Annotated in this window: 11 protein-coding genes; 9 read left to right on the top strand and 2 right to left on the bottom strand. The window is 54.3% G+C overall.

Features of this window, described 5'->3' with window-relative positions; genetic code table 11:
* Positions 1-290: 290 nt before the first annotated feature.
* The 8 genes from tig (at position 291) to ACLIBF_RS16245 (ending at position 10096) form a co-directional block, all read left to right on the top strand.
* Entirely contained in the window at positions 291-1595 is a 1305-nt protein-coding gene (gene tig, locus ACLIBF_RS16280; RefSeq protein WP_046288484.1) for a trigger factor, read from the top strand.
* A 334-nt stretch (positions 1596-1929) separates the two neighbouring features.
* Entirely contained in the window at positions 1930-2553 is a 624-nt protein-coding gene (gene clpP / locus ACLIBF_RS16275) for an ATP-dependent Clp endopeptidase proteolytic subunit ClpP (protein ID WP_031374675.1), read from the top strand.
* A gap of 134 nt (positions 2554-2687) precedes the next feature.
* On the top strand, positions 2688-3959 hold the full coding sequence (gene clpX / locus ACLIBF_RS16270) for an ATP-dependent protease ATP-binding subunit ClpX (protein WP_031374674.1): 1272 nt from the start codon (positions 2688-2690) through the stop codon (positions 3957-3959).
* 186 nt (positions 3960-4145) lie between these two features.
* Positions 4146-6500: an endopeptidase La gene (lon, locus tag ACLIBF_RS16265; protein ID WP_031374673.1), complete on the top strand. Its 2355-nt coding sequence runs from the start codon at positions 4146-4148 to the stop codon at positions 6498-6500.
* 215 nt (positions 6501-6715) lie between these two features.
* A complete protein-coding gene (gene hupB, locus ACLIBF_RS16260) occupies positions 6716-6988 on the top strand; it encodes a nucleoid-associated protein HU-beta (protein ID WP_014606441.1) in 273 nt (90 codons plus the stop codon).
* A gap of 247 nt (positions 6989-7235) precedes the next feature.
* On the top strand, positions 7236-9104 hold the full coding sequence (ppiD, locus tag ACLIBF_RS16255; protein WP_448310118.1) for a peptidylprolyl isomerase: 1869 nt from the start codon (positions 7236-7238) through the stop codon (positions 9102-9104).
* A gap of 139 nt (positions 9105-9243) precedes the next feature.
* A complete protein-coding gene (locus ACLIBF_RS16250; protein ID WP_031374671.1) occupies positions 9244-9597 on the top strand; it encodes a helix-hairpin-helix domain-containing protein in 354 nt (117 codons plus the stop codon).
* Positions 9598-9697: 100 nt separating this feature from the next.
* Positions 9698-10096 (top strand): acyl-CoA thioesterase, encoded by a 399-nt coding sequence (locus tag ACLIBF_RS16245; RefSeq protein ID WP_031374670.1) that lies wholly within the window; start codon positions 9698-9700, stop codon positions 10094-10096.
* Positions 10097-10162: 66 nt separating this feature from the next.
* Here ACLIBF_RS16245 and queC read toward each other — a convergent pair whose 3' ends face one another.
* A complete protein-coding gene (gene queC / locus ACLIBF_RS16240) occupies positions 10163-10858 on the bottom strand; it encodes a 7-cyano-7-deazaguanine synthase QueC (protein WP_159223802.1) in 696 nt (231 codons plus the stop codon).
* A gap of 41 nt (positions 10859-10899) precedes the next feature.
* Entirely contained in the window at positions 10900-12618 is a 1719-nt protein-coding gene (locus ACLIBF_RS16235) for an SgrR family transcriptional regulator (protein ID WP_279809561.1), read from the bottom strand.
* 93 nt (positions 12619-12711) lie between these two features.
* On the opposite strand from ACLIBF_RS16235, the gene cof reads away from it, so the two are divergent.
* Entirely contained in the window at positions 12712-13533 is an 822-nt protein-coding gene (gene cof, locus ACLIBF_RS16230) for an HMP-PP phosphatase (protein ID WP_089562054.1), read from the top strand.
* Positions 13534-13554 lie beyond the last annotated feature (21 nt).

Below are 13554 nucleotides of genomic sequence, written 5' to 3'. Positions count from 1 at the left end.
CCCTCACGAAAACGGCCTGCGGGCCGTTTTTTTTGCTTATTTAGCCAGAAACGCGATCTCCGGCTCAAAAAAGCAGCAAAGCTGCTGAAAAGTGGTGAGTTAGCGTCCTCGACTCATTCCGGCGATGTCGCTATAATGCTGCGTCTATTTTTCCGGAATGTCTTCGGGACGCTTCTGGTAACAGGGATCAGGTTCTCTTCACGGAAGCCGTCCCGGTTGTTGGATACGGCGCATTTCACTATGTGTGGTGTCTGAAGTTGACCGAGCACGTGATTTTTTGAGGTAACAAGATGCAAGTTTCTGTAGAAACCACTCAGGGCCTGGGCCGTCGCATTACGATTACTGTCGCTGCTGACAGCATCGAAAGCGCTGTAAAAAAAGAACTGGTTGACGTTGCCAGGAAAGTCCGTATCGATGGTTTCCGTAAAGGCAAAGTGCCGATGAACATCGTTGCGCAGCGTTACGGCGCTTCTGTCCGTCAGGACGTGCTGGGCGATCTGATGACGCGTAACTTCGTTGACGCCATCATCAAAGAGAAGATCAATCCGGCTGGCGCACCAAACTATGTGCCGGGCGAATATAAAGAAGGTCAGGATTTCACCTACTCGGTTGAATTCGAAGTTTATCCAGAAGTTGAGTTGAAAGGCCTGGAAAACATCGAAGTCGAAAAACCACTGGTTGAAGTGACTGATGCTGATGTTGACACCATGCTGGACACCCTGCGTAAGCAGCAGGCTAACTGGATCGAAAGCGATGCAGCAGCCGGTCCGGAAGATCGTGCCACTATCGATTTCAACGGTTCTGTTGACGGTGAAGAATTCGAAGGCGGAAAAGCCTCTGATTTCGTACTGGCAATGGGCCAGGGCCGCATGATCCCAGGCTTTGAAGAAGGCGTTGTGGGTCACAAAGCGGGCGAGACTTTCACTATCGACGTGAAATTCCCGGACGACTACCACGCGGAAAACCTGAAAGGCAAAGACGCGAAGTTCGAGATCGTGCTGAAGAAAGTTGAGACGCGCGAACTGCCAGAACTGACCGAAGAGTTCATCAAGCGTTTCGGCGTTGAAGATGGTTCCGTTGCCGGTCTGCGTGCTGAAGTGCGTAAGAACATGGATCGTGAGCTGAAAGGTGCAATCCGTAACCGCGTGAAAACGCAGGCGATTGATGGCCTGGTCGCGGCGAACGACATCGACGTGCCCGCCGCTCTGATCGACAGCGAAATCGACGTTCTGCGTCGCCAGGCTGCACAGCGTTTCGGTGGCAACGAGCAGCAAGCGCTGGAACTGCCACGCGAACTGTTTGAAGAGCAGGCGAAACGCCGTGTGGTAGTTGGCCTGCTGCTGGGCGAAGTGATTCGTACCCACGAGCTGAAAGCTGACGAAGCCCGCGTTAACGCGCTGATTGAAGAGATGGCGTCTGCGTATGAAGATCCGCAGGAAGTGATCGAGTTCTACAGCAAGAATAACGAGCTGATGAACAACATGCGCAACGTCGCACTGGAAGAGCAAGCGGTTGAAGCGGTTCTGGCGAAAGCCAAAGTGACCGAGAAAGAGACCAACTTCCAGGATCTGATGAATCAGACCGCTCAGGCCTGATCACCGATTTAACCGTCTGTGCTAAGCCCGTGACTGAAAAGTCGCGGGCTTTTTTGTGTTTCGCGTTTGAGCGCACACTCTTTGGCGCTATTTGCCTAATTATTCGGCAAATTATTCACGCATCGCTTTTTCCGGGTTAGCGATTGAAGAAAAGGTTGTTATGCTTGAAACAACTGGGCAGCATCCCCAGATACAGGGAGTATGCAAGAAAACAGTTATGCTGACTGATTAGCCGTCCTGAGGTGTCGGAAACAGGCTGAGCGTGGTTTTTTCCGCTCGTCTTACGTAGAATCGGTACAGAATGTTGCCAATGAAATTTATCCAGGAGACGGTAATGTCATACAGTGGCGATCGTGAATATACTGCACCGCACAATGCGCTGGTGCCAATGGTGGTCGAACAAACTTCGCGCGGTGAGCGTTCTTACGACATTTACTCCCGTCTGCTCAAAGAGCGCGTCATCTTTCTGACCGGCCAGGTTGAAGATCACATGGCCAATCTGATCGTGGCGCAGATGCTGTTTCTGGAAGCTGAGAACCCGGAAAAAGATATCTATCTCTACATCAACTCGCCAGGCGGGGTGATTACCGCCGGGATGTCGATCTACGACACCATGAAATTTATCAAACCAGATGTCAGCACCATCTGTATGGGACAGGCCTGCTCTATGGGCGCCTTCCTGCTGACTGCGGGCACCAAAGGTAAGCGTTTCTGCCTGCCAAATTCCCGCGTGATGATCCACCAGCCACTGGGTGGCTACCAGGGTCAGGCGTCAGACATTGAAATCCATGCGCGTGAAATCCTGAAAGTTAAGCAGCGTATGAACGAACTGATGGCTGAGCATACCGGTAAAACGCTGGAAGAAATTGAGCGTGATACCGAGCGTGACCGTTTCCTCTCGGCGAGTGAAGCGGTAGAGTATGGATTAGTCGATTCAATTCTGACGCATCGAGAATAAGACCCGACTTACCCTTGTCCTTACGCTATAGTTAACGGGATAAGGGTACCAGTTTGGGTTGAATGAATTTCGGCCGTCTCCGCACGGCCAGCGCCGTACGCCGGTATGGCCTGAGAACAAGAAGAGGTTAACTGATGACAGATAAGCGCAAAGACGGTTCAGGAAAGTTGCTGTACTGCTCTTTTTGCGGCAAAAGCCAGCATGAAGTGCGAAAGCTGATTGCCGGGCCGTCAGTGTATATCTGCGATGAGTGTGTTGATCTGTGTAACGACATCATTCGCGAAGAGATTAAAGAAGTTGCCCCGCATCGCGAACGTAGCGCGCTGCCTACACCGCATGAAATTCGCCATCACCTCGATGATTATGTAATCGGCCAGGAAAAGGCGAAGAAAGTGCTGGCTGTGGCGGTGTATAACCACTACAAACGCCTGCGTAACGGCGATACCAGCAATGGCATCGAACTGGGCAAAAGTAACATTCTGCTGATTGGCCCGACCGGTAGCGGTAAAACGCTGCTGGCAGAAACACTGGCACGCTTGCTGGATGTGCCGTTCACCATGGCTGACGCCACCACGCTGACCGAAGCGGGTTACGTGGGTGAAGATGTGGAAAACATCATTCAGAAACTGCTGCAGAAGTGCGACTACGACGTGCAGAAAGCGCAGCGCGGCATCGTTTATATTGATGAAATCGACAAAATCTCACGTAAGTCTGATAACCCGTCGATTACCCGTGACGTTTCAGGCGAAGGCGTGCAGCAGGCATTACTGAAGCTGATTGAAGGCACCGTGGCTGCCGTTCCACCGCAGGGTGGACGTAAGCATCCGCAGCAGGAATTCTTGCAGGTTGATACCTCTAAGATTCTGTTTATCTGCGGCGGCGCATTTGCCGGACTGGATAAAGTGATTGCCCAGCGTGTGGAGACCGGATCGGGTATCGGTTTCGGCGCCACCGTAAAAGGCAAATCGCAGAAAGCCACCGAAGGCGAACTGCTTTCACAGTGTGAACCGGAAGATTTGATCAAATTTGGTCTGATCCCCGAATTCATCGGTCGTCTGCCGGTAGTCGCTACCCTGAGCGAACTGAGTGAAGAAGCGCTGATACAGATTCTGCGTGAACCGAAAAACGCCCTGACCAAACAGTACCAGGCGCTGTTTAACCTGGAAGGCGTTGAGCTGGAATTCCGTGACGAGGCGTTAACCGCTATCGCGAAAAAAGCGATGTCACGCAAAACCGGCGCACGTGGTTTACGTTCAATCGTCGAAGGGGCGTTGCTGGAAACGATGTACGACCTGCCGTCGATGGACGATGTCGAAAAAGTGGTGATTGATGAATCAGTTATTGAAGGCCAGTCTGAGCCGATGCTGATTTACGGTAAGCACGAAGCGCAGGCTTCTGGCGAATAAATAAACAGATCATCCAGGTTGTCATCTTAAAAAAGGGGAAAATGTTTCCCCTTTTGCTTTTCTCGCCTCTGTGACGTTGAATGTCGGACGATCATCCCCATATACTCAGATACCTGTGGGTTTAACTGCATACCTGCCTGATGCGGTTCCCATCACCTGGCGGACATTAAACTAAGAGAGAGCTCTATGAATCCTGAGCGTTCTGAACGCATTGAAATCCCCGTGTTGCCGCTGCGCGACGTGGTGGTTTATCCGCACATGGTAATTCCGTTGTTTGTTGGCCGGGAAAAATCAATTCGGTGCCTCGAAGCCGCAATGGATCATGATAAGAAGATCATGCTGGTCGCACAGAAAGAGGCTTCAACGGATGAACCTGGCATTAACGATCTCTTCTCGGTAGGGACCGTTGCATCTGTATTGCAAATGCTGAAACTGCCGGACGGTACGGTTAAAGTGCTGGTCGAAGGTTTGCAGCGCGCCCACATCACCACGCTGGCGGATAACGGTGATCATTTTGTGGCCGAGGCTGAATATCTGGTGTCGCCAGAGATTGAAGAGCGCGAGCAGGAAGTGCTGGTGCGCACCGCAATCAATCAGTTTGAAGGCTACATCAAACTTAATAAAAAGATCCCGCCTGAGGTTTTAACCTCGCTGAACAACATTGACGATGCGGCCCGTCTGGCTGACACCGTCGCTGCACATATGCCGTTGAAACTGGCAGACAAACAGTCTGTGCTGGAGATGTCCGACGTTAACGAACGTCTGGAATATCTGATGGCGATGATGGAGTCTGAAATCGATCTGCTGCAGGTTGAGAAGCGTATTCGCAACCGCGTTAAAAAGCAGATGGAGAAGAGCCAGCGTGAGTACTATCTGAATGAGCAGATGAAGGCGATTCAGAAAGAGCTGGGCGAGATGGACGATGCGCCTGACGAGTACGAAGCGTTAAAACGCAAAATCGACGCGGCCAAAATGCCGGAAGAGGCGCGTGAAAAAGCCGAAGCTGAGCTGCAGAAGCTGAAAATGATGTCTCCGATGTCAGCGGAAGCGACCGTGGTACGTGGCTACATCGACTGGATGGTGCAGGTTCCATGGAACGCGCGCAGCAAAGTCAAAAAAGATCTGCGTAAAGCCCAGGAGACGCTGGATATCGACCATTACGGCCTTGAGCGCGTGAAGGATCGTATCCTTGAATATCTTGCGGTGCAGAGTCGCGTCAGCAAAATCAAAGGCCCGATCCTCTGCCTGGTCGGACCGCCAGGGGTAGGTAAAACCTCCCTCGGTCAGTCGATCGCGAAAGCGACCGGACGTAAATATGTACGTATGGCGCTGGGCGGCGTACGTGACGAAGCCGAGATCCGTGGTCACCGTCGTACCTATATCGGTTCGATGCCGGGCAAGCTGATCCAGAAAATGGCTAAAGTCGGGGTTAAAAACCCGCTGTTCCTGCTGGATGAGATTGACAAAATGTCGTCCGACATGCGTGGCGATCCGGCTTCAGCATTGCTGGAAGTGCTTGATCCAGAACAAAACATTGCGTTCAACGATCACTATCTGGAAGTCGATTATGACCTGTCAGATGTGATGTTCGTGGCGACCTCGAACTCCATGAACATTCCGGCACCGCTGCTGGACCGTATGGAAGTGATTCGTCTATCGGGTTACACCGAGGATGAAAAACTGAACATCGCCAAACAGCATCTGTTGCCGAAACAGATTGAGCGTAACGCGCTGAAAGCCAATGAGATCACGGTCGAAGACAGTGCGATTGTCGGCATTATCCGTTACTACACGCGTGAAGCCGGGGTGCGTAGCCTTGAGCGTGAGCTGTCGAAATTGTGCCGTAAAGCGGTCAAGTCGCTGCTGATGGACAAGACGAAAAAGCACATCACTATCAATGGTGAAAACCTGAAGGATTTCCTCGGGGTGCAACGCTTCGACTACGGTCGTGCTGACAGTGAAAACCGCGTGGGCCAGGTAACCGGTCTGGCGTGGACCGAAGTGGGTGGCGATCTGCTGACGATTGAAACCGCCTGCGTACCGGGTAAAGGCAAGCTGACCTATACCGGTTCACTGGGTGAGGTGATGCAGGAGTCAATTCAGGCCGCCTTAACCGTGGTGCGTGCGCGTGCCGAGAAGCTGGGCATCAACGGCGACTTCTACGAGAAACGTGATATCCACGTTCACGTTCCGGAAGGGGCAACGCCGAAAGATGGTCCAAGCGCCGGTATTGCGATGTGTACGGCGCTGGTCTCCTGCCTGACCGGTAACCCGGTCCGTGCTGATGTCGCCATGACCGGTGAAATCACCCTGCGCGGACAGGTACTGCCGATTGGCGGACTGAAAGAGAAGCTGCTGGCAGCCCACCGCGGTGGCATTAAAACGGTGCTGATCCCGGACGACAACAAACGCGATCTGGAAGAGATTCCACAGAACGTGATTGCCGATCTCGACATCCATCCGGTCAAACGCATCGAAGAAGTGCTGAATCTGGCACTGGAAAATGCGCCGTACGGTATGCAGGTTGCGACCGCAAAATAGTGATTAACGGCATAAACCGTTAAAAAGCGAAGCTGGCAAGGCAATTGGCGCTTGCCAGCTTTTTTTTGTGCCGCTAATTTAGGTGGCTGCCGACGCGGTGTTCTCAGAGAAATTCCGTTGTTTCGGCTCCACAGGCTTGATATAACTTGCTGCGCGTGCGTATCCGGCGGGAAGCGCGGGTACGATGTGAAATAATAAAAGAGGGGATGAAGAGAGTGAATAAGTCACAGTTGATCGACAAAATTGCTGCGGATGCTGATATTTCTAAAGCAGCAGCGGGACGTGTTTTAGATGCATTCATGGGTTCTGTTTCTGACGCGCTGAAAGGCGGCGACGAAGTGGCGCTGGTCGGTTTCGGCACTTTCTCCGTGCGCGAGCGTGCTGCACGCACTGGCCGCAACCCACAAACCGGCAAAGAGATTACAATTCCGGCCGGTAAAGTACCGGGCTTCCGTGCTGGTAAAGCATTGAAAGACGCAGTCAATTAATAACAACGAAAACGTTCATTGACGTATTTTCTTCAGTGGATCAGAGGACGGTTAACGCGTTCTCATGTAACATACGGGCACATCAATCAGATGTGCCTTTTTTGTTTTAACCGGCGATAATCAGGCCATAATATGGACCGGAGCCGGCTTGAGGCTGACAGCGAAGTCTGCAGCTGCGTGATGCGTCAGGATACGGCGTATTGCGCCCGAGCTTTACATTCACACTACAGCGGAGTGTTGTCATACCATGATGGACAATTTACGCGCGGCGTCGAACCATGTCGTGCTCAAGATTATTTTGGGGTTGATTATCCTCTCCTTTGTGCTGACCGGCGTTGGCAACTATCTGATTGGCGGCAACAACGATTATGCGGCCAAAGTTAACGGTCAGGAAATCAGCCGGGCACAGCTGGAACAGGCGTTCAACAGCGAGCGCAGCCGTCAGCAGCAGATGCTGGGCGATCAATTTTCTCAGCTGGCCAGTAACGATGGTTATATGCAGCAGATCCGCCAGCAGGCGCTGTCGCAGTTAATCGATCAGGCCCTGCTCGACAGCTACATCAAAGACTTACATCTCAGCATCAGTGACGATCAGGTTAAGCAGGCGATTTTTAATCAGCAGGCTTTCCAGACCAACGGCAAATTTGATAATGCCAAATATCTCGGTCTGATCGGCAACATGGGCTTTTCTGCCGACCAGTATGCTGAAGCGCTGCGTAAGCAGCTCTCTAATCAGCAACTGATCAATGCGGTGGCAAACACCGACTTCATGCTTAAGGGCGAAACCAGCAAACTGGTGGAGCTGGTTTCACAACAGCGTGTTATTCGTCAGGCGACCCTCGACGTCAATGCTCTGGCGGCTAAGCAGACCGTGACTGATGACGAGATAAATCAGTATTACCAGCAGCATAAAACCAGCTTCATGGCGCCGGAGCAGTTCCGTGTCAGCTACATCCTGATGGATGCAGCCAGCATGCAACAGGATGCCAGCGAGGCCGATATTCAGGCCTGGTACGACCAGCATAAAGCTGACTACACCCAGCCGCAGCGTAATCGCTACAGTGTTATTCAGACCAAAACGGAAGCGGACGCCAATGCGTTGCTGACCCAGCTGAAAGGCGGCGCCAGCTTCACCGAACTGGCGAAAAGCAAATCCATCGACCCGATCTCTGCGCGTAAGGGCGGGGATATGGGCTGGCTGGAACCTGCGACCACGCCAGATGAGCTGAAAAATGCCGGTCTGACCGAAAAAGGCCAGATGTCCGGGGTGATTAAATCCTCAGTCGGTTTCCTGATTGTGCGTCTCGACGATATCCAGCCAGAGCAGGTTAAGCCGCTGGATGAAGTTCGTGATGCCATTGCGGCCAAAGTGAAGCAGGAGAAGGGCGTCGATGCCTTCTATAAACTGCAGCAGAAAGTCAGCGAAGCGGCCAGCAACGATAACGAATCGCTGGTGGGTGCCGAGCAGGCTTCCGGCCTGAAAGCCAAAGAAACCGGCTGGTTCAGCCAGGATGCGCTGCCGAAGGAACTCGACTTTGACGCGGTGAAACAGGCGATCTTTAACGGTGGACTGGTCGGGCAGAATGGTGCACCGGGCAATAACTCTGACATCATCAGCGTCGACGGTGACCGGGCCTTTGTGCTGCGCGTCAGCGAGCATAAGCCGGAAGCAGTGAAGCCGCTGGATCAGGTTAAAACTCAGATTGCTGACACCCTGAAACACGATAAAGCTACCCAACAGGCGAAATCGCAGGCTGACAAGCTGCTGGCCGACCTTAAAGCCGGTAAACAGGATGCGTTAACCGCCGCAGGTCTGACCCTGAGCGCCAGTAAAACGGTCGATCGTAATGCCCAGGACCCGGTTGCACAGGCGGCTTTCAATCTGCCACAGCCGGCGGAGAATAAACCGTCGTGGGGCGTGAGCGAAGATATGCAGGGTAATGTGGTGCTGGTGGCGGTGGATAAAGTCACTACCGGCAGCATGCCACAGGCGCAGATCGATGAAATGGTCAAAGGCGTGACGCAGAATAATGCCCAGCTGGCGTTTGAAGCCCTGCTGCAAAATCTGCGCAAAGAGGCAAAAATTAAGTACGGCGCAGCCGCACAAATGCAGTAAGCCTCGCAGAACCTGCGTAACAAATGAAATAATCAAAGGCCGCATTCGCGGCCTTTTCCATATCTGCAATTTGGCTTTTGAAGCCATCCGGCGGGGATGCCATCCTGTGGCTGCTGTTAACCACAAGGAGAAACACAGCATGGCTAAATCGACTTTATGTGCCCTCTATTTTTCACTCGCGCTGGGCGGCGCGTTCTATCAGACCTCACTGTCTGCCGCACCTGCGCCTGCTTCGGACAGCAGCGCAGCTGCGAAAAGTATTTTGCCGTCCACACCATCTGCGGTCGTCACGCCGCAGGAGCAGGTCAGTATCAATCAGGCCACAGCCGAGCAGCTCTCTGCCGCCATGCAAGGTGTCGGGCTGAAGAAGGCGCAATCAATCGTCAGCTACCGTGAGCAGTACGGACCGTTCAGCGCCATCCAGCAGTTAAATGAGGTGCCGGGTATTGGCAATTCGCTGCTGGAGCGTAATGCGGCCCGCCTGAAATTGTGAGGCGCCACGCATCTCTGATGCTTTGTCTGCTGTAGCAGAACGACTCTGCTAAAGTGAACAGGTCCAACCAGTTCACTCGCAGCAGCAGGAGAGCATAAACATGCAGACCACAATTAAAGTGCGCGGCTACCATCTTGATGTCTATCAGCACGTTAACAACGCGCGCTATCTCGAATTCCTTGAGGAGGCGCGCTGGCAATGGCTGGAAGAAGTTGAGGCATTTCACTGGCTGCTGGAACAGAAACTGGCATTTGTGGTGGTGAATATCAATATCAACTATCGTCGCCCGGCCGTGCTGGGCGACGTACTGGCAATCGACAGCCAGATTACCCAGTTGAACGGTAAAAGCGGAATTATTGCGCAGCGGGTGTTGCTGGCGGGAGAAGAGACGGTGGTCGCTGATGCCGCGCTGACCTTCGTTTGCATCGACCTGAGAACCCAGAAGGCGGTACCGCTGGAGGGAGAATTGCGTGAACGACTGACGCGCCTGATGGCCTGAGCACATTGTGGCGCATCCTGATGAAGCAGAGGCGGCAACTGTGGCGTGATTGCCGCCCCGATAGGCTTACTTCAGGCCGCTTTTGGCCTTCATGGCGGCCATGACGCCGGCACGATCGTTAAGGTAGCCCTGCAGGCCATTGGCGCGTAAATGGCAGGCGGCACACTCACCGCATCCATCGCCTTTCACGCCGTTGTAGCAGGTCAGGGTCTGCTCGCGTACCAGTGGTAACTGCTGCCAGTAGTCCGCCAGCGCCCAGGTTTCAGCTTTATTCAGCCACATCAGCGGAGTTTCAAAACGGACCTCACGCGCCATACCGAGGCTGACCGCATGATTCAGCGCTTTGACAAACTCATCGCGGCAGTCGGGATAGCCGGAAAAGTCCGTTTCACATACCCCGGTAATTACCGCTTCCGCTTCAACCTGATAGGCATAAACTGACGCCAGGGTCAGGAACAGGATATTGCGGCCCGGTACGAAGGTGCTCGGCAAGCCGCTGGCGTTGGGATCGTAGGTCGGAACCGGGATGTTATCTCGCGTCAGGCTGCTGACAGCCAGATCGTTCAGCATCGTAACATCCAGCACTTTATGGGCGCGTGCGCCCAGCCTGATGGCCAGGTCGCGTGCTACCTCGATCTCTTCACGATGACGCTGACCATAATCGAATGTGACACAGTGAACTTCATCGTATTGCTGTAACGCCTGAACAAGGCAGGTGGTGGAATCTTGTCCACCGCTAAAAACGACAACGGCGCGTTTCATGCTATTTTCCCGATGGTGAGTTATGCGCTTATGGTAATGCCTCACTCCGCCGCTGAACAGCTGTGCGGCCGATCAATCGGCGGTGGGATCCAGGCACGACTGAAATCGAACCAGCCCAGGGTGTTTAACTGAATGCCTTCAACGCCAGGCGGCGCGTAAATCTGATAGCGGTAATTGAATAGCGGCAGCAGGATACCGGCGCGCATTAGCTGATGATAGAGCTGATGCAGGGCCTGATCACGAGCCTCACTGTCGGCCAGTTGCTGCAGGGTCAGCAGTTGCGCTTGTACCGCTTCACCCTGAGCGGTGGCCATGAAAGGGCGCCATAATCTGTCGAGCTGTAACCAGCCTGCAAGAGTAAACACCGGCGCATCCCCGATCAGCCGATCCCCCATCACGATATCTGCTTCATCAAGCTGCGGCACGCTGTGCCAGCTCTTAACCTCATGAAATACCACCCGCAACGTGCAGCCGTGCTGTTGTAATAGCTGGCGCAGGGCCTCAGCGGTCTGGTGCAGTTCGACCGGCAGTTGATAATACAGCGTCAGGCTGGCTGGCAGTGGCAGTGGTTCGGCATCAATCGGCGGCACCGGCCAGCCTGGCAGTAACTCCTGGCTGGGGGTAATCAATCCTTCATCAAGCGGCAAGCGCGCGATAATGCCGCTTTGCTGGATCAGCTGGAACAGCCGTCGCGCCTGGGCAGGCGTAAAACCGGCGCGTGGACGACAGACCAGATAGCAAAAGCCAAGGCTGATACTGCTGCTGACCGGTTGCAGGGCTTTCAGATCGCCGGCGTCGCCAATCGCAATCTGCACAGGATGACGGCAACTGCTGCCGAGCATCGGATCAAACAGCTGCGGAGTAATCCAGTACTCCACCGCCTGCAGCAAGGGCAGACGCAGATGCCAGCGGGCATGACTTTCAATTCTCACCAGTTCCGGGGTGAAGTGCATTAGCTTCCAGGGGCCACTGCCGATACTGGCATCGTCGGGATGGGGCAGCAGGCACAGCAGGTGAGCGAGACGATGGGGCAGCCAGAAATCGCTGCGCCGCAGGGTAAACCGCACCGCGAGCGGATGAGGCGCATCGACTTCGATCACCTCAGCCAGCAGCGTGCTGACCCGCGGGTCCTGTAACAGCTGCTGCAACTGCGTGACCAGCTGAGCGGCCCGAATTGGCTCCTCGTTATGCCACACCAGCTGCGGGCGTAACCAGAACAGCCAGCGGCAGGCGGACTCATCGTGTTGCCAGTGGTGGGCCAGATCCCCGACCGGCTCGTCCTGCTCAAAACGGGTCAGCCCGGAATAGAGTTGACGCACCAGATGCTGCTCGGCCCGGCCGGTGATGTGTCGCGGCTCGGTACTTTCCAGCGGGCGATAGTACGGAATGCGCAGAACCGGTGAATCGTTCTGCCATTGCCCGCCCATCAGCGGCCGCAGCATATTAATCAGCCGTTCCGGCGGGACATCCAGCAATTGCAGCGCGTCGGCGGTATCCCCGGCATCCAGCTGGCTTTGCAGCAGCTGCTGACGTAGTTGCTCAGGCGAGCGCAGAAACTGCAGCTGTCCCTGTTTGCCGCGACCCGGTTCGCCGTGCCACTGCAACCAGCCGGCATGCTGCCATTGTGACAACAGGGTACGCAGATGGCGCTCACTACAAATGCAGTGGCGGGCCATCTCGGCAACGCAGGTTTGCTGGGCTGCGCCCTGGCTTTGCTGCCACAGGCGCTGAAACTGATTAAGACGGTTGAGCTGACGCATAGTAAACCCGGAACAGTTTTTTCAAAGTATTCACTATTAGTTCCGTAATTAACAGGCAATAGTAAGGCTCACCTTTACAGCAGAGGATTGATTATGGTGCGCTTAGCCGCCTTCGATATGGATGGCACCCTGTTACTGCCCGATCATCAGTTGGGCCAGCAAACGCTGGCGAGCCTGCATGCCCTGCATCAGCGCGGTATTCATCTGGCGCTGGCCACCGGTCGTCACCTGCTGGAGATGCAGATCCTGCGGCAACAGATGATCCTGCCGGCGTGGCTGATCACGGGTAACGGCACCCGGATACACGATCAGCAGGGTAATCTGCTGTTTGCCCAGGATCTGCCGCCTCAGGTGGCGGAAGAGGTGATCCACAGCCACTGGCAGACCCGCGCCAGCATCCATATTTTCAACGATCAGGGCTGGTTTACCGATCGTCCGCAGCCGGATCTGCTGGCGGCCCATCAGATGAGCGGGTTCCACTATCAGCTGCGCGATTTAAAAACCATGCCGGCACATCAGGTCACTAAAATCTGTTTTGTCGATCATCATCAGTCGCTCTGCCAGTTAAAAACGCAGCTGGATGCCGCGCTGGGCGAGCAGGCCAATATCTGTTTCTCTGCCGCCGATTGTCTCGAAGTATTGCCGAAAAACTGCAACAAAGGCAGCGCCCTGGCACGGTTATGCGATGGTCTTTCATTGACCCTGGCAGAGTGCATGGCGTTTGGCGATGCGATGAACGATCGGGAAATGCTGGCGCAGGCGGGGCACGGTTTCATCATGGGCAATGCGATGGCGCAGTTAAAGGCGGCGTTACCGCATCTGCCGGTCTTAGGACATTGCGAGACACAGGCGGTGTCTCACTATTTAAATCACTGGCTGGCGACACCCCACCTCGCGTATTCCCCCGAATGCTGAGGATTGCCGTGTACCGGACAG

This window comes from Pantoea sp. PGP6 (genome assembly GCF_053474785.1).
The sequence above is the reverse complement of the archived record's forward strand: the minus strand, read 5'-3'. Positions and strand labels throughout refer to the sequence as shown.

Bases quoted from the DNA above. Each gene is read 5' to 3' on its own strand.
- tig (WP_046288484.1), top strand. From the start codon at position 291: ATGCAAGTTTCTGTAGAAACCACTCAGGGCCTGGGCCGTCGCATTACG.
- clpP (WP_031374675.1), top strand. From the start codon at position 1,930: ATGTCATACAGTGGCGATCGTGAATATACTGCACCGCACAATGCGCTG.
- clpX (WP_031374674.1), top strand. From the start codon at position 2,688: ATGACAGATAAGCGCAAAGACGGTTCAGGAAAGTTGCTGTACTGCTCT.
- lon (WP_031374673.1), top strand. From the start codon at position 4,146: ATGAATCCTGAGCGTTCTGAACGCATTGAAATCCCCGTGTTGCCGCTG.
- ppiD (WP_448310118.1), top strand. From the start codon at position 7,236: ATGATGGACAATTTACGCGCGGCGTCGAACCATGTCGTGCTCAAGATT.
- ACLIBF_RS16250 (WP_031374671.1), top strand. From the start codon at position 9,244: ATGGCTAAATCGACTTTATGTGCCCTCTATTTTTCACTCGCGCTGGGC.
- ACLIBF_RS16245 (WP_031374670.1), top strand. From the start codon at position 9,698: ATGCAGACCACAATTAAAGTGCGCGGCTACCATCTTGATGTCTATCAG.
- queC (WP_159223802.1), bottom strand. From the start codon at position 10,858: ATGAAACGCGCCGTTGTCGTTTTTAGCGGTGGACAAGATTCCACCACC.
- ACLIBF_RS16235 (WP_279809561.1), bottom strand. From the start codon at position 12,618: ATGCGTCAGCTCAACCGTCTTAATCAGTTTCAGCGCCTGTGGCAGCAA.
- cof (WP_089562054.1), top strand. From the start codon at position 12,712: ATGGTGCGCTTAGCCGCCTTCGATATGGATGGCACCCTGTTACTGCCC.